The organism is Herbaspirillum sp. WKF16, assembly GCF_028993615.1.
In the GTDB taxonomy this organism is placed as follows: Bacteria; Pseudomonadota; Gammaproteobacteria; order Burkholderiales; family Burkholderiaceae_D; genus Herbaspirillum.
Genome location: NZ_CP118632.1, coordinates 4731008 through 4751610, shown reverse-complemented (window position 1 = coordinate 4751610; position 20603 = coordinate 4731008). Strand labels below are relative to the sequence as shown.

Annotated in this window: 18 protein-coding genes; 12 read left to right on the top strand and 6 right to left on the bottom strand. The window is 68.1% G+C overall.

The window, feature by feature from the left end; all coding sequences use genetic code 11:
* The first annotated feature begins 141 nt into the window (after nucleotides 1-141).
* From Herbaro_RS21410 to panE, 3 genes are all read left to right on the top strand, one after another.
* Nucleotides 142-948: an SDR family NAD(P)-dependent oxidoreductase gene (locus Herbaro_RS21410; protein WP_275011619.1), complete on the top strand. Its 807-nt coding sequence runs from the start codon at nucleotides 142-144 to the stop codon at nucleotides 946-948.
* Nucleotides 938-1384: a winged helix-turn-helix transcriptional regulator gene (locus tag Herbaro_RS21405; protein ID WP_275011618.1), complete on the top strand. Its 447-nt coding sequence runs from the start codon at nucleotides 938-940 to the stop codon at nucleotides 1382-1384. Before Herbaro_RS21410 ends, Herbaro_RS21405 begins: the two co-directional genes overlap by 11 nt.
* A 68-nt stretch (nucleotides 1385-1452) precedes the next feature.
* On the top strand, nucleotides 1453-2385 hold the full coding sequence (gene panE, locus Herbaro_RS21400) for a 2-dehydropantoate 2-reductase (protein WP_275011617.1): 933 nt from the start codon (nucleotides 1453-1455) through the stop codon (nucleotides 2383-2385).
* Between the two features lie 245 nt (nucleotides 2386-2630).
* Here panE and Herbaro_RS21395 read toward each other — a convergent pair whose 3' ends face one another.
* Nucleotides 2631-4091 carry an efflux transporter outer membrane subunit gene (locus Herbaro_RS21395; protein ID WP_275011616.1) on the bottom strand — a complete coding sequence of 487 codons (1461 nt, stop codon included), beginning with the start codon at nucleotides 4089-4091 and terminating at the stop codon, nucleotides 2631-2633.
* Between the two features lie 212 nt (nucleotides 4092-4303).
* On the opposite strand from Herbaro_RS21395, the gene Herbaro_RS21390 reads away from it, so the two are divergent.
* Together Herbaro_RS21390 and Herbaro_RS21385 are read left to right on the top strand one after the other, a co-directional pair.
* Complete coding sequence (locus tag Herbaro_RS21390) at nucleotides 4304-5401, top strand: HlyD family secretion protein (protein WP_275011615.1); 1098 nt, start codon at nucleotides 4304-4306, stop codon at nucleotides 5399-5401.
* A 107-nt stretch (nucleotides 5402-5508) separates the two neighbouring features.
* Entirely contained in the window at nucleotides 5509-7017 is a 1509-nt protein-coding gene (locus tag Herbaro_RS21385; protein WP_446719343.1) for a DHA2 family efflux MFS transporter permease subunit, read from the top strand.
* Nucleotides 7018-7083: 66 nt separating this feature from the next.
* On the opposite strand, the gene Herbaro_RS21380 is transcribed toward Herbaro_RS21385, so the two are convergent.
* The 3 genes from Herbaro_RS21380 to Herbaro_RS21370 form a co-directional block, all read right to left on the bottom strand.
* Entirely contained in the window at nucleotides 7084-8268 is a 1185-nt protein-coding gene (locus tag Herbaro_RS21380) for a thiolase family protein (protein WP_275011614.1), read from the bottom strand.
* A gap of 123 nt (nucleotides 8269-8391) precedes the next feature.
* Nucleotides 8392-8877 (bottom strand): DoxX family protein, encoded by a 486-nt coding sequence (locus Herbaro_RS21375; RefSeq protein ID WP_275011613.1) that lies wholly within the window; start codon nucleotides 8875-8877, stop codon nucleotides 8392-8394.
* Nucleotides 8870-9607: an SDR family oxidoreductase gene (locus Herbaro_RS21370; protein WP_275011612.1), complete on the bottom strand. Its 738-nt coding sequence runs from the start codon at nucleotides 9605-9607 to the stop codon at nucleotides 8870-8872. Before Herbaro_RS21370 ends, Herbaro_RS21375 begins: the two co-directional genes overlap by 8 nt.
* A 158-nt stretch (nucleotides 9608-9765) precedes the next feature.
* Here Herbaro_RS21370 and Herbaro_RS21365 point away from each other — a divergent pair, with 158 nt between their 5' ends.
* Nucleotides 9766-10668 (top strand): LysR family transcriptional regulator, encoded by a 903-nt coding sequence (locus Herbaro_RS21365; RefSeq protein WP_275011611.1) that lies wholly within the window; start codon nucleotides 9766-9768, stop codon nucleotides 10666-10668.
* 21 nt (nucleotides 10669-10689) lie between these two features.
* On the opposite strand, the gene Herbaro_RS21360 is transcribed toward Herbaro_RS21365, so the two are convergent.
* Nucleotides 10690-11430: a helix-turn-helix domain-containing protein gene (locus tag Herbaro_RS21360; protein WP_275011610.1), complete on the bottom strand. Its 741-nt coding sequence runs from the start codon at nucleotides 11428-11430 to the stop codon at nucleotides 10690-10692.
* Nucleotides 11431-11607: 177 nt separating this feature from the next.
* Between Herbaro_RS21360 and Herbaro_RS21355 the strand changes: the two genes are divergently transcribed.
* From Herbaro_RS21355 to Herbaro_RS21345, 3 genes are read left to right on the top strand one after another with little or no spacing between them, the layout of a single operon-like run.
* A complete protein-coding gene (locus tag Herbaro_RS21355) occupies nucleotides 11608-12018 on the top strand; it encodes a hypothetical protein (protein ID WP_275011609.1) in 411 nt (136 codons plus the stop codon).
* 13 nt (nucleotides 12019-12031) lie between these two features.
* Complete coding sequence (locus tag Herbaro_RS21350) at nucleotides 12032-12832, top strand: DUF2145 domain-containing protein (protein ID WP_275011608.1); 801 nt, start codon at nucleotides 12032-12034, stop codon at nucleotides 12830-12832.
* A 4-nt stretch (nucleotides 12833-12836) separates the two neighbouring features.
* Entirely contained in the window at nucleotides 12837-13241 is a 405-nt protein-coding gene (locus Herbaro_RS21345) for a c-type cytochrome (RefSeq protein ID WP_275011607.1), read from the top strand.
* A 19-nt stretch (nucleotides 13242-13260) separates the two neighbouring features.
* Here the strand turns inward: Herbaro_RS21345 and Herbaro_RS21340 are convergent, their stop codons facing one another.
* Nucleotides 13261-14139, bottom strand: coding sequence for an oxygenase MpaB family protein (locus Herbaro_RS21340; RefSeq protein WP_275011606.1), 879 nt, complete (start codon nucleotides 14137-14139; stop codon nucleotides 13261-13263).
* 401 nt (nucleotides 14140-14540) lie between these two features.
* On the opposite strand from Herbaro_RS21340, the gene Herbaro_RS21335 reads away from it, so the two are divergent.
* The 3 genes from Herbaro_RS21335 to Herbaro_RS21325 are packed head-to-tail and all read left to right on the top strand — an operon-like array spanning nucleotide 14541 to nucleotide 20452.
* Nucleotides 14541-17756, top strand: a complete 3216-nt coding sequence (locus Herbaro_RS21335; RefSeq protein WP_275011605.1) for an efflux RND transporter permease subunit — start codon at nucleotides 14541-14543, stop codon at nucleotides 17754-17756.
* Nucleotides 17757-17759: 3 nt separating this feature from the next.
* Nucleotides 17760-18986: an efflux RND transporter periplasmic adaptor subunit gene (locus Herbaro_RS21330; protein WP_275011604.1), complete on the top strand. Its 1227-nt coding sequence runs from the start codon at nucleotides 17760-17762 to the stop codon at nucleotides 18984-18986.
* Nucleotides 18983-20452 (top strand): efflux transporter outer membrane subunit, encoded by a 1470-nt coding sequence (locus tag Herbaro_RS21325; protein ID WP_275011603.1) that lies wholly within the window; start codon nucleotides 18983-18985, stop codon nucleotides 20450-20452. Before Herbaro_RS21330 ends, Herbaro_RS21325 begins: the two co-directional genes overlap by 4 nt.
* Nucleotides 20453-20603: the final 151 nt, after the last annotated feature.

Below are 20603 nucleotides of genomic sequence, written 5' to 3'. Positions count from 1 at the left end.
CGCCTGGCCGTTGCAAACCGGCACGCGGCAATTTCCCCGCTTGACAGCCGGCTAGTTACTTCTATAATGCTAGTAACTATCTTCATGAAAGTAAGTCGACGCCAACGGCGCGGCTCCATCCATCCGACACAAGGAACAGCAATGAACACCAAGACAACCCAGGGCCGCGCCCTCATCACCGGCGCATCGACCGGCATCGGCGCCACCTACGCGGACCGCCTGGCGGCGCGCGGGCACGACCTGATCCTGGTCGCGCGCGACGTCGCGCGGCTGGAAAACGTCGCCGCCGGCGTGAGGGAAAAGCACGGCGTGCAGGTGGAGCTGCTGCCGGCCGACCTGACCAACAAGTACGAACTGCTGCGCGTCGAGCAGCGCCTGCGCAGCGACGACGGCATCACGGTGCTGGTCAACAACGCCGGCATGGCGGTGCAGGGCAAGCTGATCGACGCCGACATCGACCGCTACGAAGCCATGATCCAGCTCAACGTGATCTCGGTCACGCGCCTGGCCGCGGCGGCCGCCGCCACCTTCGGCAAGCGCGGCAGCGGCGACATCATCAACGTCGCCTCGGTGCTGGCGCTGGCGCCCGAGATGTTCAACGGCACCTACAGCGGCACCAAGGCCTACGTGCTGAACCTGTCGCAATCGATGCAGACCGAGCTGGGTCCCCTGGGCGTGCGTGTGCAAGCCGTGTTGCCGGGTGCGACCCGCACGGAAATCTGGGAACGTTCCGGCGGCAGCATCTCGCAACTGCCGCCCGAGATGTTGATGGAAGTCGACGACATGGTCGACGCCGCGCTGGCCGGCCTCGACCTGGGCGAAGGCGTGACCATCCCTTCGTTGCCGCAGATCGCCGACTGGAACACCTTCCAGTCCGCCCGTCACGCGCTGGGCCCCAATCTCTCGCTGAGCAAGCCGGCCGCGCGCTATCTCGACAATGCCGGCTGAACAGGCGCCCAAGCGCCGCGCCACCTCCGGCGCGCGCGTGCAGGCGCAGCCGTCGTCCTTGCAGGACTGTCCGGTCGCCCGCACGCTGCAATTGATCGGCGAGTGGTGGACGGTGCTGATCGTGCGCGACGCCTTCGCCGGCAAGACGCGCTTCGACCAGTTCCGGCGCAGCCTGGATATCTCGCCCGCGATCCTCACCAAGCGCCTGCAGGCGTTGGTGGATGCGGGCATCATGGTGCGCCGCCGCTACAACGATCATCCGCCGCGCGACGAGTACCTGCTGACCGATTCCGGCCGGGCCTTGCGCCCGGTGATCGCGGCCCTGCGCGACTGGGGCGAGCAACACTTCGGCCGCGCGCAGATCGAGGCCGAGGAGCATGAGCGCGCCGTCGCCTGCGGCGGCGCCGGTGAGAACGCCGCAAAGCGTGCACAATAGGTTCTCCGCGCCGGGACGCGTCCACGCCAAAGGACGCCGGCGCTGAAGCAAAACATAAGGAGAACAGGATGAAGATACTGATCGTGGGCGCCGGCGCAGTCGGCGGTTATTTCGGCGCGCGCCTGCAAGAGGCCGGGCGCGACGTCACCTTCCTGGTGCGCGACAAGCGCGCCGCGTTGTTGCGCGAGCGCGGCTTGCGGGTCAAGAGCCCGGCCGGCGACCTCACGCTGCGCGAACTCAAGCTGGTCGGCAGCGGCCAGCTGCTGCCGCAATACGACCTGGTGATCCTGAGCTGCAAGGCCTATGACCTGGAGGACGCGATCGCCTCCGTCGCCCCGGCCATCGGCGGCGATGCCGTCATCCTGCCGCTGTTGAACGGCATGCAGCACCTGGATATCCTGGAGCAACGCTTCGGCGCGACACGCGTGCTGGGCGGCCAGTGCGTGGTGGCCAGCACGCTGGATGCTGAGGGAGTGATCCAGCACCTTAACGCCTTCCACGGCATGACCTTCGGCGAGCGCGCGGGCGGCGTCACGGCGCGCGCGCGGCAGATTCATGAAACCCTGTCCGGGGCCGGCTTCGAGGTCAACCTGAGCGAGAACATCCTGCAATCGATGTGGGAGAAGTGGACCATGCTGGCCACGCTGGCCAGCTCCACCTCGCTGATGCGCGCCGCCATCGGCGACATCCTGCAGGGGCCCGGCGGCCTGCAATTCCTGGAAGGCGTGCTGGCCGAATGCGCCGGCATCGCCGAGCTGCAAGGCTACAAGCCCGGCGAGGCCTTCTACAACCGCACGCGCGGCTTGCTGGCCGAGCACGGCTCGGCGCTGACCGCATCGATGTTCCGCGACATCAGCGCCAACAACCGCATCGAAGCCGACCACATCATCGGCGACCTGATCAGGCGCGGCGACGCCAAGGGCGCCAAGACCACGCTGCTGCAGCTGGCCTACCTGCACCTCAAGTCGTATGAGGCGCATCGGGCGCGCTTGCAGGCTTGATTGTTCTGTCGTGGTCCGACCGTCGTTGGGGCACGAACGACGTCACTGGGTTCCTGCTTTCGCAGGAGCGATGGATAGGTGGGTGGGTTTAAGACGCTGGAGGTTCAACTTACCCCTTCCCTGTCGTCCCTGCGAAAGCAGGGACCCAGCGTCGTTCAGCGGCGGCCGAAGCAGAGCGAACCTCACTGCATCCCTGTCTTCGTGAACGAGGGAGAGAAGCGGAATCACCCCCCGAAAGCCTCGACTCACCACCCCCCGCCCAACGCGCGAAACACCGACACCGCCGCGCGCGCATTGTCGGCATGCACCTGCGCCATCTCGTCCTGCGCCGCCAGCAGCAGCCGGTCCTCGGTCAACACCTCGGCCAGGCTCAGCACGCCGCCCTTGTAGGCTTCCTCGGCATTGGCGCGGGCGCGCTGCTGCGCGTCCACCTGCGCGGCCAGGTCGCGCGACTGCTGCTCCAGCTGCACCAGCGACATGATCGCGTTCTCCACATCCTCGGCCGCGCCCAGCATACTCTTGCGGTACAGCGCCAGCGCCTCCGCGTTGGCGCCCCTGGCGCGCGCGATCTCGGCATCGATGCGGCCGAAGTCGAACAGGCGCCAGCGCAATCCCAGTCCGCCTTGCGCCTGCAGGCTGTTGGCCGTCAGCAGGCCGGCCGCGCCCAGGCTCTGGAAGCCCACCAGCGCCGACAGCGAGAGATCCGGATACCACGCCGCCATGGCCTGGCCGATGCGTTCGCTGGAGGCCGCCAGGCGGCGCTCGGCGGCGATCACGTCGGGCCGGCGCCGCATCAGTTCCACGCTGCTCTGCGCGACCGCGATGGCCGGCACGCTGCCGGCGTAAGCGGGCAGCGTGAGCCGCTGCGCATAGGTGCCGGGCGCGGCGCCCATCAGTACGTCGAGGCGGTTGAGCTGGCGCTCCAGTTCGATGCGCAAGGGCGGCAGCACTGCGCGCGATTGCGCCACGCGGGCATCGGCCTGCGCGGTCTCGGCCACGCTGGCCAGGCCATCTTTCAAGCGCAGGCGCACGATCTCGCCCAGGTCGGACGCGGCCTTCACCTGGTGCTCGGCCAGCGCGATACGCGCCTGCGCGCCGCGGATGCGGAAGTAGGCGTCGGCCGCCTCGGCCGCCACCGAGATGCGCACGCCGGCCTGCTGCGCCTCGGCCGCCTGCAGCTCGGCATCGGCGGCCTGCGCGCCGCGCTTGAGCGCGCCGGCCAGGTCCAGTTCCCAGCTGGCGCCGGCATCCAGGTCGAACAGGTTCTGCGTGCGCTGGTAGCCCGGCATGCTGCGGGCGATCTCGCCCAGGGGGCTTTGCAGCGACTGCCGGGCGCGCGCGGCCTGGCCGTCGAGATTGCCTTCCGGCAGCCGGCGGGCGCCGGCGACCTGCGCCGCCGCGCGCGCCTGTTCGACCCGGGCCAGCGCGGCCGACAAGTCGAGGTTTTGCGCCAGCACGCGATTGATGATCTCCACCAGCGCGGCGTCGCCGAAGCCCTCCCACCAATGATCCAGCGCAGGCATGGGCGCGGCCGCCTGCCGTTGTTGCAGCAGGGCGACGTTGTGCAGCGGCGCATCCTCGAATGCAGGGCGCTGGTAGTCCGGGCCGGTGGTGCAGGCGCTCAGCACGAGCGCCGCCGCCAGGGCGCCGCACAGCGAAGTCAGCGCGGGCAGGCGGCCGGCGCGGGAAGGGGAGTGGAGATGCATGGTGCTGGCCTTTTCATCAGTATCCGTTGCCTGGAAGCGGCATCCGGAGGGTGGACGAGCTTGTTTTTCGATAGTTACTTGCAAAATGATAGTGGCAAGTTTAAACTCACTATCGTTTTGAAAGCAACTGCTATTTGAAAGCTGTCGCATCCGAGGGATAAGGCGGCGCCGGACGGCAGGCCGCATCCACCTTTCACGCCATCGAGGCCATCATGACTACCCAAAGCACCATCGGCGCATCCGCGCAGCCAGCCGGCACGGCGCCGGCGGCGAAGAAGAAATCCACCCTGCTCAAATTCGCGGTCGCGGCCATCGTGGTGGTCGCGGTCATCGCCTGGCTGGCGCATTGGCTCGCAGTCGGCCGCTATATCGAGAGCACCGACGACGCCTATGTCGGCGGCGACATCACCGTGATCGCGCCCAAGGTGGCCGGCAATATCGAGACCGTGCTGGTGAAGGACAACCAGGCGGTGCGCGCCGGCGAGCTGCTGGTCAAGCTGGATGACCGCGACTACCAGGCGGCGCTGGCCAAGGCGAACGCCGCCGTGGCCGCGCAGCAGGCCGCGCTGGCCAACCTGGAGGCCGAGCGCAAGCTGCAGGAGTCGGTGATCGAGCAGGGCCGCGCCGGCGTGGCCGCCAGCTCGGCCGAGACCGCCCGCGCCCGCGACGACCAGGCGCGCTACCAGAGCCTGTCGGCGAAGTCGGCGGTGTCGCTGCAAAGCGCGCAGAAAGCCGATGCCGACTACAAGCAGGCGCAGGCCAATGGCCAGAAGGCGCAAGCGGGGCTGAACGCCGCGCAGCGCCAGCTGGATGTAATCGCCACCCAGAAGCAGCGTGTGCAGGCGGCGCTGCAGCAAGCCCACGCCGAGCGCAGCCTGGCCGAACTGAACCTGGCCTACACCGAGCTGCGCGCGCCGGTCGACGGCGTCATCGGTAACCGCCGCGCACGCGTCGGCGCGTATGCCACCATCGGCGCCCAGCTGCTGTCAGTGGTGCCGGCGCAAGGCCTGTGGGTGGACGCCAACTTCAAGGAAAACCAGATCGCCCACATGAAGGAAGGGCAGGCCGTGGTGATCAAGGCCGACGTGCTGCCGGGCGAAGAATTCCACGGCCGCGTGCAGAGCCTGGCGCCCGCCACCGGCGCGCAGTTCAGCGTGCTGCCGGCGGAGAACGCCACCGGCAACTTCACCAAGATCGTCCAGCGGGTGCCGGTGCGGGTCGCGCTTGACGCCGACGCCGCGCGCCTGGGCAAGCTGCGCCCCGGCCTGTCGGTGACGGCCGAGGTCGACCAGCGCGGCCCGCGGAGCTGAGCGTGAGCGCCGCCACCGCAGCATTGCCGGCTGCACCCAAGCCCATATCGATCCCGGCCGGGCCGGGCGAGCTCACCACCCGCCAGCGGGTGCTGGCCTTCGCCACCATGTGCGTGGGCATGTTCATCGCGCTCCTGGACATACAGATCGTCTCGGCCTCGCTCTCCGACATCGGCGGCGGCCTCTCGGCCGGCGCCGACGAGACCGCTTGGGTGCAGACCAGCTACCTGATCGCCGAGATCATCGTCATCCCGCTGTCGGGCTGGCTGGCGCGGGTGATGTCGACGCGCTGGCTGTTCTCGGCCTCGGCGGTCGGCTTCACCATCGCCAGCCTGCTGTGCGGCATGGCCTGGGACATCAACAGCATGATTGCCTTCCGCGCGCTGCAGGGCTTCCTCGGCGGCTCGATGATCCCGATGGTGTTCACCTCCGCCTTCTTCTACTTCCAGGGCAACCAGCGCGTGCTGGCCGCCGCCACCGTCGGCGCGCTGGCCTCGCTGGCGCCCACCATGGGACCGACCATCGGCGGCTGGATCACCAGCAACTACTCGTGGCACTGGCTGTTCTTCATCAACCTGGTCCCCGGCGCCTTCGTCGCCATCGTGGTGCCGATCATGGTCAAGATTGACAAGCCCGACCTGTCGCTGCTGCGCGGCGCCGACTACCCCGGCATGCTGCTGCTGGCGTTGTCGCTGGGCTGCCTGGAATACGCGCTGGAAGAAGGCCCGCGCTACGGCTGGATGAGCGACGACGTGATCCGCGCCACCGCCTGGGTCTCGATCATCACCGGCGTCGCCTTCATCTGGCGCAGCCTCACCTATGCCCACCCGGTGGTCGACCTGCGCGCGCTCAAGAAGATCAACTTCGCGCTGGGCTGCTTCTTCTCCTTCGTCACCGGCATCGGCCTGTTCGCCACGATCTACCTCACGCCGGTGTTCCTGTCGCGGGTGCGCGGCTATTCGGCGCTGGATATCGGGCTGGCGATTTTCTCCACCGGCATCTTCCAGATCCTGGCCATCCCCTTCTACATGATGCTGGCGCGGCGCGTCGATTTGCGCTGGCTGATGATGTTCGGCCTGGCCTGCTTCACCTTCTCGATGTGGCAGTTCACGCCCATCACGCATGACTGGGGCTGGCGCGAGCTGCTGGTGCCGCAGGCCTTTCGCGGTTTCTCGCAGCAATTCGCGGTGGCGCCGGTGGTGACCCTGACGCTGGGCTCGATCCCGCCGGAGCGCCTGAAGCTGGCCTCTGGCCTGTTCAACCTGATGCGCAACCTGGGCGGGGCGATCGGCATCGCGGTGTGCGGCACCATCCTCAACGACCGCACCAACCTGCATTTCCTGCGCCTGGCCGAGCACCTGAACGCCGGCAACGAGGCGATGCAGGACATGCTGGGCGGCGGCGCCCGCAACCTGCTGGCGGCCGGGCTGGATGCCGGCGCCAACAGCGCCGGCGCGCTGCGCAACCTGGCGCGGCTGGCCATGCGCGAGGCGCAGACCCAGGCGGTGGCCGACGCCTTCCTGGTGATCATGCTGTGCCTGCTGGTGGCCACCCTGATGGTGCCGCTGATGCGCAAGGTGGAAGCGCCCAAGGCGCCGTCGCCGGACGCGCACTGATCGGCGCGCCGCAAAGCAAAACGGGATGGCCGCGGCCATCCCGTTTTCATTGGCGCCTGGCAGAAATCAGTTGAGCGCCTCCAGGCACAGCGCAATCCCCTGGCCGCCGCCGATGCACAGCGACACCACCGCGCGCTTGCCGCCGCTGCGGCGCAGCGCGTGCGCCGCCTTGGTCAGCAGGATGGCGCCGGTGGCGCCGATGGGATGGCCGTGGGCGATCGCGCCGCCGTCGGGGTTGTAGCGCTCGTCGGCGATCCTCAGTTCCGACTGCACCGCCAGCGCGATGGCGGCGAAGGCCTCGTTGACCTCGAAGCGGTCCACCGAGCCGATGTCCCAGCCGGCGCGCGCCAGCGCGGCGCGGATCGCCGGGATCGGGCCCAGGCCGAAGTAGCCGGGCTCGACGCCCGATACCGCCACGCCGCGGATCGCCGCCAGCGGATCCAGGCCCAGTTGCGCGGCCGTGGCGCGCGTGCTGACCAGCATCGCCGCCGCGCCCGCGTTCACGCCCGGCGCGTTGCCGGCGGTGATGGTGCCCTCGGGGCGGAAGGCCGGCCTCAGGCGCGCGAGCGATTCCACCGTGGTGTCCGGGCGCACCGCCTCATCGCGCGCGAAGTTGAGTTCGCCCTTCTTGCCCTTGAGCAGCAACGGCGCGATCTCGCCGTCGAAATGCCCGGCCGCCTGCGCGGCGGCGAAGCGCTGCTGGCTGCGCGCGGCATAGGCATCCTGGTCGCCCCGGCTCAAGCCGTACTTGCTCGCCAGGTCTTCGGTATGCCAGCCCGAATGCTTGCCGGAGAAGGCGTCGTTGAGGCCGTCCAGCAAGATCGCGTCGACCACCGGCGCGTCGCCCATGCGGGCGCCGGCGCGCATCGACGGCAGCAGGTAGGGCGCGCGCTCCATGTTCTCCATGCCGCCGGCGATCACCAGCGAGGCCAGCCCGGCGCGGATCTCGGCGTAGGCGTTGATCACCGCCTGCGCGCCCGAGCCGCACACGCGGTTCACCGCCAGCGCCGGCACTTCCACCGGCAAGCCGCCGTGGATGGCCGCCTGGCGCGCCGGGTTCATGGCGTTGCCGGCCTGGATCACGTTGCCCAGCACCACGCTGTCGACCTTGGCGGCGTCGATGCCGCTGCGTTCCAGCAAGGCCTTGACGGCATGCGCGCCCAGCGCGACAGCCGGCGTGTCCTTCAGGCTGCCGCCGAAGGCGCCGATGGCGGTGCGCACCGGCGAGCTGATGACGATGTCCTGTTCCATGTTCTTTCCTTTCGAAGAGGGCGCCGGCAGGGCGGCGCGAAATCTGCCGTGCCAGCTTATGCAGTTAACTTGCGACATGCAAGTTAGTAGTTCTACTGCAGTTTCCCTCCAGGCAAGAAAGGCTCAGCGCCTCGCGCCGGTAGCGGCGCCTGCGATATGGCGATCCAGCGACCAGGCGCCGCCGCCTTGCGCGGCGAAATACAGCGCCAGCAACAGCATCAGCACCGGGTACTCGATGCCGCGGTCGATCCATGGCCAGGTCGGCCCCAGGATGTAGCTGATGGCGGCCATTTGCAGCGCCATCAGCAGGGCGACCGGACGGGTCAGCAGTCCGGTCGCCAGCATCAGCCCGCCCACGCCTTCCAGCAGCGCCACCAGCAAGCCCAGGAGTGGCGCGGCCGGCAGGTGCAGCACGCTGTCGATGAGCTTGACCGAGGCCGCCATCGGATCGGCCATCGAACCGTGCGAGGTGCCGGCCAGCTTGGGCCAGCCGTGGGTGAACATGATCAGGCCGAAGGCCGCGCGCAGCAGCGCGGCGCCGGCGCCTTCCAGCGCCGCGCTGCGGCCGGCCAGCGCGACGCGCCACAGCGGCAGGCGGCGTTCAGACATAGCCGCCGTTGGCGCGCAGCACCTGCGAGTTGATCCAGGCGCCGTCCGGCCCCGCCAGGAAGGACACCACGCGCGCGATGTCTTCCGGTTCGCCCAGGCGTTCCAGCGGCGCCAGCTTGCGCAGGTGCTCGACCTGGGCCTCGCTCTTGCCGTTGAAGAACAGTTCGGTCGCCACCGGGCCGGGCGCCACCGCATTGACGGTGATCTCGCGCCCGCGCAGCTCGGCCGCCATGATCTTCACCAGCGCCTCGACGCCGGCCTTGGAGGCGACGTACGGGCCGTAGGTCGGGAACGCCATGCCCAGCACCGAGGTCGAGACGGCGACGATGCGCCCGCCCCGCTCCACGTGACGGCCGGCCTGTGCCAGCACGTTGAAGCTGCCGCGCAGGTTGGTGGCGATGGTCTTGTCGAACACCGCCAGCGAATCCGGCGCGATCGGCGCGTTGTGCATCACGCCGGCGCTGTTGACCACCACGTCGATGCGACCGAAGGCTTTCTTCGAGGCATCGAACAGGCGCGCCATGTCGTCGGCGTCGGCGACGTCGCCGCGGATCGCCTCGGCCTCGCCGCCGGCCTGCCGGATCTCGGCCACCAGGCCCTCGGCCTGCTGGTGATTGCTGGCGTAGTTGACAACAATGGCGAAGCCGTCTTCGGCCAGCCGCAGGGCGATGGCGCGTCCGATGCCGCGCGACGCGCCTGTCACGATGGCGCTTTTTCGTATATCGTTCATGGCAATTTCCTTTCGTTCCGTTGGGGATCCGGCCCGCGCATTACAGCGGGCGACAGGCAAATTATCGGACCCGGGAGCCGCTTGCGGAAGGCCGCAGGCGGCCAAAACAGTATTCAACCGGCCACAACAATCGCGGCCCTCGCCAAACACTCATCGCCATGGACAGACTGGAGTCGTACCGCCTCTTCACGCTGATCGTGAACCTCGGCAGCTTCACCAAGGCCGCCGGCGTGCTGGGCATCCCGCGCGCCTCGGCCACGCATGTGATGAAGGCGCTGGAAGAGCGGCTCGCCACGCGCCTGCTGGAACGCACCACGCGCAACGTCCAGCCCACGCCGGACGGGCGCAAGTTCTACGAGCGCTGCTGCCGCATCCTGGCCGAGGTGGAAGACGCCGAGGCCGCCATGGACAGCAGCGCCGCCGCGCTGGCCGGCTCGCTGCGGGTCGGGCTGCACGGCACCCACGCACGCCTGGTGATCCTGCCGCGCCTGGCCGAGTTCCACGCGCGCCATCCCAACATCGACATCAACATCAGCGCCGGCGATCGGCTGGTGGACCTGGTGGGAGAGGGCATCGATTGCGTGGTGCGCATCGGCGTGCCGCGCGACTCCTCGCTGGTGGCGCGCCCGCTGGCGGTGGTCAGCGACGTGGTGGTGGCCAGCCCGGCCTATCTCGAACGCTTCGGCACGCCCAGGAAGCTGGAAGACCTGGCGCACCACCTCTCGGTCGGTTTCTTCTCGCGCAACCACGACATCCGCTATCCCTTCGTCTTCGCCGACGGCAACCAGACGCGCGAGATCAAGGTGCCCAGCTGGATCGCGGTCGATACCGCCGACTGCTACAAGGAGAGCGCGCTGCAGGGCTTCGGGCTGATCCAGGTGCCGCGCTTCGGCGTGGCCGAGCATCTCGACAGCGGCGCGCTGGTGCAGGTGCTGTCCAATTTCTCCTCGCCCCGGGTGCCGGTGCTGGCGCTCTATCCGCAACACAACCAGCAACCGCCGCGCGTGCGGCTGTTCATCGATTGGCTGGCGGAAATCTACGCGCAATATTTCGGCGCCTGATCGCCTGGACGCCGGACTGCCTCAGCCATCCTGTTTCTTGATGCGCTTGAAGGAGTCGGGTATCCAGGGGCGCATCGCCACGATCAGCGCGTTGCCGTGGCGACGCTCCAGCGGCAAGGCCAGATCTTTCCGATGGGCCTTCAGGAACTCCTTGGTCAGTCGCGCCATGCGGCGTTGCAGCTCGGCGTTGCTCTCTTCCGAGAGCATGCCGCTGATCATGATCATCTTTTCCCCGGGTTGATCGAAATGGGAGTTGAAGAAATCATTGCGTAGCTGCTCGCGGAAATACTGTTGGATAGGCCCGGCCGGCAACCATGAAAAGTCGGGCGCCACGCGCAGCCGGATGCGATCGTTGGGCAGCAGGTCGATGATGCCCAGCTTGTCCAGCTGCGCCAGCAGCCGCGTCAGCTCGGTGCGCGGCAACAGGTAGGCATCGACGATCTGCTCCGGCGTCCAGCGGTTCAGTACGTGCACCGCGACCAGCAACAACTTCGGGTCCGATACCAGTTTCTTCTCCTGTTCGCGCGTCAGGTGCACCGGCGCGGGGTTGTCCTCGGCGACCATGTGTGCCAGGTCGCTGATCTGCATTTCCAGCAGGCCGCAAATCTGATCCAGCCGGTCCAGCGTGAAGCTGCGTTCGGCGAAGACCCGCTTCACGCTCGCTTCGCTCAATTCCAGCCCCTTGGCCAGTTGCGCGTAGGTGACGCCGCGTGCCTTGAGTACGTTCTTCAATGCGTTGACCAGCGATTCGGCCTGGGCCATGACTTCCCCTTTTTTCTGTTTTGTGTGCGGTATCGGTATTGTATTTCGATACCGGACATGCCGGGAAATACACTTTGGCAGGAAGCGCTCAACAACGGCAACACCCGTTGCTACATTGCGTTCCACCGGGCAGCCAGGGTGGTTGCACCGGGCTGATCACTTCACAAGGAGAAGAAAATGAATGCCATGTTCCTGCGCCGCATGTCCCTCGGTGTCGTCGTCGCTGCCGCCCTGCTGGCCGGCCCGGCGCATGCCCAGTCGACGCCCAGCAACGCCTCGACCATTTCAGTGGTGACCTCGGTGGTGTTGCCGGCCATGTTCATCTCGGAGGCGGGCACCTATGTGGTCAAGGGCGTGCAAGCCTCGGGCCAGGGCACCCTCTATGTGCTGGAGAAGGCCAGCGACGGCGTGCGCGGTTCCCTGACCATCGCCGGCAACATCAGCGGCGCCGTCTCGGTGGGCGTGGGTGAATCGGTGCGCTTCGTCGCCACCTCCAGCGGCATGCTGCTGGTGTCGGCCGGCAAGGTGCTGGCGATCATCCCCAATGAACTCGGCCGTGCGCTCATGAAGAGCGACAAACTGTCCTGATCGGGAGGCCGGCATGAACGTCTTTTCCGCATCGTTGCGCCGCGCACGCGCGGCCCTGTTCCTCGGCGCCGCGTTGGCCATGCCGCTGGCCGCGCATGCCGGCCAGACCTGCGAACGCAAGGAGCTGCGCGAGACCGCCGTGCGCCAGCAACTGGAGATGGCCGTCAAGGCCGTCGATCAGCTCAACGCCAGCGGCGCCGACGTGGTCGTGATCGGCCGCGTCGGGCAAGACCTGAGCCAGTACGGCCAGCGCTATTCGCACCTGGGCTTCGCGTACCGCGACGGCGGCAACTGGTTCGTGGTGCACAAGCTCAACGAGTGCGGTACGGCGCTGAGCAATATCTATGAGCAAGGCATGGGGCAGTTCTTCATGGACGATCCGTTCCAGCTGGAGGCGTATGTCTCTGTCCCGCGTCCGGAGATCCAGGCCCGGCTGCGCGCGGCGATCCGGCCGGCGCAGGCGATCAGCATGCACGACCCGCGCTACAACATGCTGGCCTACCCCTGGGCCACACGCTACCAGCAATCCAACCAGTGGGTGGACGAGACGCTGGCGCACGCCATGGAGCCGCAGATCGCTACCCGCGAGCAGGCCCAGGCTTGGCTGAAGTTCAAGGGCTATGAGCCGGCGGTGTTGAACCTGGGGCCGATGACCCGTCTGGGCGGGCGCATGTTCAAGGCCAACATTGCTTTCGACGACCATCCGAACGAGAAGCGCTTTGCCGATAAAATCGAGACCACCACGGCCGATTCGGTATTTGCTTTCTTGCAAAAGTCAGGTATCGAAGAGCGCCATTTCGTGATCCGCCCCTGACACCATGCCCTTAGCCCGCTTGATTCGTCCCGTTGTTTCCGCGCGCGCCGCCTTGTCGGCGGTGCTGCTTGCCTTCCTGTCATCGTCCGCTTGGGCCGCGGGCGACATCGTTGCCGGGCGCGCGGCCTTCGCCAAGTGCGCCAGCTGCCATCAGGTGGGGCCGTCGGCGCGCGCCGGCTTCGGCCCGCAGCTGCAACGCGTGATCGGGCGTCGCGCCGGCTCCACCGCCGACTTCAAGTATTCGCCGGCGATGGCCAACGCCGGGTTCGTCTGGACCGAGGACAAGCTGCGTGCCTTCATGAAGGCGCCGGGCGACGTGGTGCCCGGCAACAAGATGCGCTTCTGGGGCATCGGCAGCGATCGTCAGATCGACGACATCCTGGCCTACCTGCGCAGCACCACGCAATAAGCCGACAAGCAAGGCAAGCTCAGCCTTGCGGCGGCAGCCCCATGCGTCGCCGCGCCAGGTGGATGGAGCCGTTGCGCACCGCCCAGCGCATCGGCGCGGCGGCCACCGTCACCGAGCGGCGCAGCAGTTCGCTGCGCAGCGGCGAGCGTTGCGTCACGCCCAGCATCTGCTGCGCCCAGTCCGGCAGCAGGTCGACGCCGGCGCGCATCATCAGGCGCGTCCACGGTTGCGCCAATGCGTTGGGCGCCGGCGCGTTCAACACCAGTTCCAATGTCTTCAGCGTGCGCTGGTCGCACAGCAGTTGCGGGCGCATGCTTTCGATATAGGCGTCGATGGCCGTGCGAGAGCGCGGCACGTCGGCCGCGCCCAGCGCCTCGGCGATCTGCGCGATCTCGTCGTAGTAACGGTCCTGGTCGGCAGCGGAGAAGCCCGGGTTGCGATAGCGCAGGTAGCCGCGCAGGAAGCAACTCACCTCGGCCGCATGCACCCAGGTCAGCAGTTGCGGATCGCTGGCGGCATAGGCCTGGCCATTGGGGCCGAAACCGTTGATGCCGGCGTGGATGCGGCGCACGTGGGCGATGAAGCGTTCGGCGTCGGCGCGGCTGCCGAAGGTGGTGCCGGCGATGAACTGGGCGGTGCGGCGCAGCCGGCCCAGCATGTCGGCCTGGAAGTTGGAGTGGTCCCACACGCCGGCCAGCGGCAGCGGGTGCAGCATCTGCAGCAGCAGCGCGGCGACGCCGCCGGTGAGCATGGCGGTGAAGTCGCTGTGCACCTGCCAGGCGGCCGAGTCGGGGCCGAACAGGCCGGGGTCGCCGGGCGGGTTGAGGAAGTCGGCGCTGCCCGGCGGACGGCTGATGGCGAGCACGCTGGCTTCGATACGGGAGCGCAGGAATTCCATGGCGTGAGAATCCGGCGCATGGCCGGCAATGAGTCCAGGCGGCAGTGTGCCACAGCCTTCCGGATGCCGCCGGGAGGGCGCTTCTAACTGACATTTCTGTCAGAAAAAATTCCCTGCAACAACCCGTCGCGCGGGCCTGTGCGCCGCTACAATAGCCACGCCGAGCGGCCGCCCGAGAACAAGAACAGGCAGGGTCCGGCTCCGCGGCCGGGGAGCCGCGCGGGCGGGAGCAGGACGGCCGCTGCAGTCGGCGCCGCCGGTATCACGCATCAAGACGAAATCAGGGAGTGCGGCAAGCGCCGGGGATTCGCGCCGCCGCACATGAACAGACAGCAAAGCGGGAGAGACGCGGGCCATGCCTGCGCGCATTTGCATTTCCGCTTCACCGGGATCGTAGTTCAATGAATATGGTTGCGCTGGCCTTGCGCCGCCCATACACCTTCATCGTGATGGCGATGCTGATCGTGCTCGCCACGCCGCTCACGCTGAAGACCATGGCCACCGATATTTTCCCCGAGATCAATATCCCGGTGGTCAGCATCATCTGGAACTACAACGGCCTGTCGGCGCAGGAAATGGGCCTGCGCATCGCGGCCCAGAACGAGCGCGGCCTGACCACGGTGGTGAGCGACATCGAGCACATCGAGTCGCAATCGCTGGCCGGGGTGTCGGTGATCAAGGTGTTCTTCCAGCCCAAGGCCAACATCCAGCAGGCGGTGTCGCAGGTGGTGGCTTCGGTGCAGTCGCAGATCCGCCAGCTGCCGCCGGGCATCACGCCGCCGCTGGTGATCAAGTATTCCGCCTCCAGCATCCCGGTGATGCAGCTGGCGCTGTCTTCGCCCACGCTGCCCGAGCAGGCCGTGTTCGACGCCGCCGTGCAGACCCTGCGCCCGCAGTTGATCACCATTCCCGGCGTGGCCGTACCCTATCCCTACGGCGGCAAGACGCGCCTGATCTCGGTCGACCTCGACACCCAGGCCATGCAGGCGCGCGGCCTGGCGCCGATCGACGTGGTCAACGCCGTCAACACGCAGAACCTGATCCTGCCCTCCGGCACCGCCAAGTTCGGCGCCACCGAATACACGGTCAAGATGAACGGCTCGCCCGAAGCGGTGGCCGGCCTGAACGAGCTGCCGGTGCGCACCGCCAACGGCGCCACCATCTATCTGAAGGACGTGGCCAACGTGCGCGACGGCTTCTCGCCGCAGACCAACGTGGTGCGCCAGGACGGCGCGCGCGGCGTCCTGCTGTCGATCCTCAAGAACGGCGGCGCCTCCACCCTGGATATCGTCGACAACCTGCGCAAGATGCTGCCCACGGCCGCGCAGACCCTGCCGGAAGACGTCAAGATCACGCCGCTGTTCGACCAGTCGCTGTTCGTGAAGGCGGCGGTGGCCGGCGTGATCAGCGAGGCGCTCATCGCCGCCGGCCTGACCGCGGCCATGGTGCTGCTGTTCCTGGGCAACTGGCGCAGCACGGTGATCATCGCGCTGACCATTCCGCTGTCCATCATGGCCGCCATCCTGGTGCTGGCCGCCATGGGCGAGACGCTCAACCTGATGACGCTGGGCGGGCTGGCGCTCTCGGTGGGCATCCTGGTCGACCAGGCCATCGTCACGATCGAGAACATCGAGCGCCACATGCACCTGGGCAAGCCCCTGCACGACGCCATCATCGTCGGCGCCGGCGAGATCGGCGTGCCAGCCTTCGTCTCCACGCTGTGCATCTGCATCGTGTTCGTGCCGATGTTCTTCCTCTCCGGCGTGGCGCGCTTCCTGTTCGTGCCGCTGGCCGAGGCGGTGGTGTTCGCGATGGTGGCGTCCTACATCCTCTCGCGCACCCTGGTGCCGACGCTGGTGATGCTGCTCATGGGCAGCCACGGCCAGGTCGACAGCGCCAAGAAGAGCCTGCTGCAGCGCGTCTATCTCGCCTTCGACAACCGCTTCGAACGGGTGCGGCGCGGCTATACGCTGGTGCTGTCCTCGCTGCTGTCGCACCGGCGCCGCTTCGCGCTGGGCTTCCTCGGTTTCTGCCTGCTGTCCTGCCTGCTGTTCCCGTTCCTGGGCCGCGATTTCTTCCCCAGCGTCGACGCCGGCCAGATCCGCCTGCACATGCGCACCCCCACCGGCACACGCATCGAAGAGACCGCGCGCACCGCCGACGAGGTGGAGCGATACATCCGCACGCTGATCCCGGCCAGCGAGCTGGAAACCATCCTCGACAACCTGGGCGTGCCCAACTCCGGCATCAACCTCTCGTACAGCAACGCCGGCACCATCGGCACGCTGGACGGCGAAATGCTGATGGCGCTCAAGGAAGGCCACCGCCCCACCGAGGAGCTGGTGGCGCTGCTGCGGGCCGAGCTGCCCCGGCGTTTCCCGGGCGTGGAGTTCTTCTTCCAGCCGGCCGACATCGTCACCCAGATTCTCAACTTCGGCTTGCCGGCGGCGATCGACGTGCAGTTCACCGGCCCCAACATGGAAGCCAACGCCCAGCTGGCCGCCGAGCTGACCAAGAAGATCCGCCAGGTGCCCGGCGCGGTCGACGCCCACGTGCACCAGCGGCTGGACGGCCCGGCGCTGGACCTGCGCATCGACCGCACGCGCCTGCAGCAGTTCGGCCTGTCGGCCTCCAACGTCGGCCAGAACCTGCTGATCGCGCTGTCGGGCAGCTCGCAGACGCAACCGGCTTTCTGGCTCAATCCCAACAACGGGGTGGTCTACAACATCGCCGTGCAGTCGCCGCAGTACACCGTCGATTCGCTCGACGCGCTGCTCAACATCCCGGTCGGCGCCGGCGCCAACGCCGCGGCCAATGCCGCGCTGCCCAACGCCGGCACGCAGCTGCTGGGCAACCTGGTGGAGGCGCGCGCCGGACGCCAGATGGCGATCGCCTCGCGCTACAACATCTCGCCGGCGGTGGACGTCTTCGTCAGCGTCCAGGGCACCGACCTGGCCACCGTGGCCGGCAAGGTCGAGAAGCTGGTGGACGAGATCCGGCCCAGGCTGCCGCGCGGCAGCCAGGTGGTGATCCGCGGCCAGGTGGAAACCATGCAGTCCTCCTTCATCGGCCTGGGCGTCGGCCTGGCCATGGCCATCGTGCTGGTCTACCTGCTGGTGGTGGTCAACTTCCAGTCGTGGATCGACGCCGCCATCATCATCGCCGCGCTGCCGGCGGCGCTGGCGGGCATCGCCTGGATGCTGTTCATCACCGGCACCACGCTGTCGGTGCCGGCCCTGACCGGCGCCATCATGACCATGGGCGTGGCCACCGCCAACAGTATCCTGATCGTGGCGTTTGCGCGCCAGCGCAGGGAGGAAGGCGCCACGCCGCTGGCGGCCGCGCTGGAGTCCGGCGCCACCCGCATCCGCCCGGTGCTGATGACGGCGCTGGCGATGATCATCGGCATGATCCCCATGGCGCTGGGCCTGGGCGAGGGCGCCGAGCAGAATGCGCCGCTGGGGCGCGCGGTGATCGGCGGCCTGCTGTTCGCCACCGTATCGACGCTGTTTTTCGTGCCGGTGGTGTTCGCCGGCGTGCATCAGAGACTGGCCCGCCGGGCGGAGCGACGTGGGTCGCGCATTCCGCCGGCCGGGCATGTGCAACAGGAGAGTTGAGTCATGTCGCAAGAACGCCATTCCGAACTGGGCATCCATGCGCTGCCTGAAGAGGCCGACCTGGCCAAGCGCCAGCAGATGATGAAGCGCGCCAGGCTGGTGCTGGTGGTCGTGCTGGTATTGCTGGCCGCGGGCGCCGCGCGCACCGTGATCAGCCGCGTGGCCAATGCGCGCGAGCTGCAGGCCGGCACCGAGGAGCGCGCCAAGACCTTCGTGCGCGTGACCGAAGCCAGGAGCAGCGCCGACGGCCAGATGCTGTCGCTGCCGGGCACCCTGCAGGGCTTCGTGCAGTCGCCGATCTCGGCGCGCTCGGGCGGCTACCTCAAGCGCTGGCACAAGGACATCGGCGCCCAGGTGAAGAAGGGCGAACTGCTGGCCGAACTGGACACGCCGGAAATCGACCAGCAGCTGTCGCAGGCCGTGGCCGCGCGCGCCCAGGCCGCTTCCAGCATGGAGCTGGCCAAGAGCTCGATGGCGCGCTGGGAAGCGCTGCGCAAGAAGGACGCGGTCTCGCAGCAGGAGCTCGACGAGCGCCGCAGCGCCTACGCCCAGGCCAACTCCAACCTGGCCGCCGCCGAAGCCAACGTCGAGCGCCTGCGCCAGGTGGAAGGCTTCAAGCGCATCGTCGCGCCGTTCGCCGGCATCATCACGCGCCGCAACGTGGACGTCGGCGACCTGATCGACCCGGGCGCCGGCCGCCCGTTGTTCGTGCTGTCGCAGACCGATCCGCTGCGGGTGTATGTGAACGTGCCGCAGTCCTTCGCCAACCTGGTCAAGCCGGGGCAGACCGTGGTGGTCACCCAGGCTGAGCTGCGCGGGCGCAAGTTCGAAGGGAAGGTTGCCCGCACCGCTGGCTCGATCGACCCGGCCACGCGCTCGATGCAGATCGAGGTCAGCCTGCCCAATGCCGACAACGCGCTCTTGCCGGGCGCCTTCGTGCAGGTCGCGCTGCCGCTGAAACCCAGCGGCACGCTGCTGGTCTCGGCCGATACGCTGATGTTCCGCCGCGACGGCTCGCTGGTGGCGTCGGTCGATGCGCAGAACAAGGTGCGCCTGAAGAAGGTGCAGGTCGGCCGCAACTTCGGCCTGACGGTGGAAGTGCTGGAGGGCCTGCAGGGCGACGAGCGCCTGATCCTCAACCCTTCCGATTCGCTCACCGAAGGCGACGTCGTCGAGCCGACCATGGACAAGAAGGATGCCGGCGCCGACAAGAAGAAGGCTGCATCGTGAACACCCGCCGCAGCCTGATCGCCCTGGCTTGCGCGCTGGCCCTGGCCGGTTGCGCGGTCGGTCCTGATTACCGCAAGCCCGACGTCGACGTGCCCGCGGCCTGGGCGCCGGAAGCGCCGTGGCGCCCGATGCAGCCGCAGGACGCCGCCGCGCGCGGCCCGTGGTGGGAGCGCTTCGGCGACGCCCAACTCAATGCATTGCAAGAGAAGGCGCTGGCCGGCAACCAGACGCTGGCGATCGCCGCCGCGCGGCTGGGGCAGGCGCGCGCGCAGCTCAACGTCGTCTCGGCCGGCCAGTCGCCGCAGGTGGGCATCGGCGCGCGCGCCGCGCGTGCCCGCATCTCGGCCAATCGTCCGCTGACCAACTACAATTCGCCCAACTTCGCGACCGTGCAGAACGACTTCGCGCTGGGCCTGAACGTCAGCTACGAGGCTGACCTGTTCGGCCGCGTGCAGCGTTCGCTGGAGGGCGCCGCGGCCTCGGCCCAGCAGTCGGCGGCGGACTTCGAGAACACCCGCCTGTTGCTCACCGCCGAGCTGGCCGGCAACTACTTCAACCTGCGCGAGCTCGACATCGAGCTCGACGTGGTCGCGCGCGCCATCGCGCTGCAGCGCCGCGCCCTGGAGCTGGCCACCTCGCGCCACGACCTGGGCGCCACTTCGGGACTGGACGTGGCGCAGCAGCAGGCGCTGCTGGACACCACGCTGACCCAGGTCGACATCCTCGGCAAGCAGCGCGCGCAGTATGAGCACGCCATCGCCACGCTGACCGGCACGCCGGCCCCGGTGTTCGCCATCGCGCCCTCGACGGCCGCGATCGCCTTCCCCGAGATTCCGCCGGGCGTGCCGTCCGACATCCTGGAGCGCCGTCCCGACATCGCCTCGGCCGAGCGCGCCATGGCCGCCGCCAACGCCCAGATCGGCGTGGCCAGCGCGGCCTACTATCCGAGCTTCATGCTGCAGCCGTCCTACGGCGTCGACAGCCGCAACTGGGGCGCGCTGTTCAACGCGCCCAGCGTGCTGTGGTCGCTCGGCGTGTCGGCCACGCAAAGCCTGTTCGACGGCGGCCGCCTGCGCGCCGGCGTGGACTTCAGCAAGGCCGGCTACGAAGCGGCCGTGGCCGGCTACAAGCGCACCGTGCTGACCGCGATGCAGGAAGTGGAAGACGGCATCACCGGCATCGCCTCGCTGGACCGCGCCTACGCCCAATCGCAGGCGGCCATCGCCAGCGCGCGCCGCGTGCTGGACCTTGCCAACAGCCGCTACGAGGGCGGCGTTACGCCTTACCTGGACGTCATCACCGCGCAGCAATCGCTGTTGAACAGCGAGCGCCAGGCGGCGCAGCTGATGGGCCAGCGCCTGCTGACCTCGGTGTTCCTGATCAAGGCGCTGGGCGGCGACTGGCGCGAGCGCCGCGAAGCGCAATCGCAGACCGTCTCCCCGACGGATAAACCCGACGCCGGGTGATGTCCTGCAATCGCTTGTACGCAAGGTAATTTTGCTGCCTTGCGGGAGCGCTGTCCGGCGATGTTGGTGCAGTGGCAATACCACTGAAAGCCTTTCCTGACGCCGCTGACAGCCGGCTGTCAGCTAGCGTTCGCAGCGAGATCAATTGCCG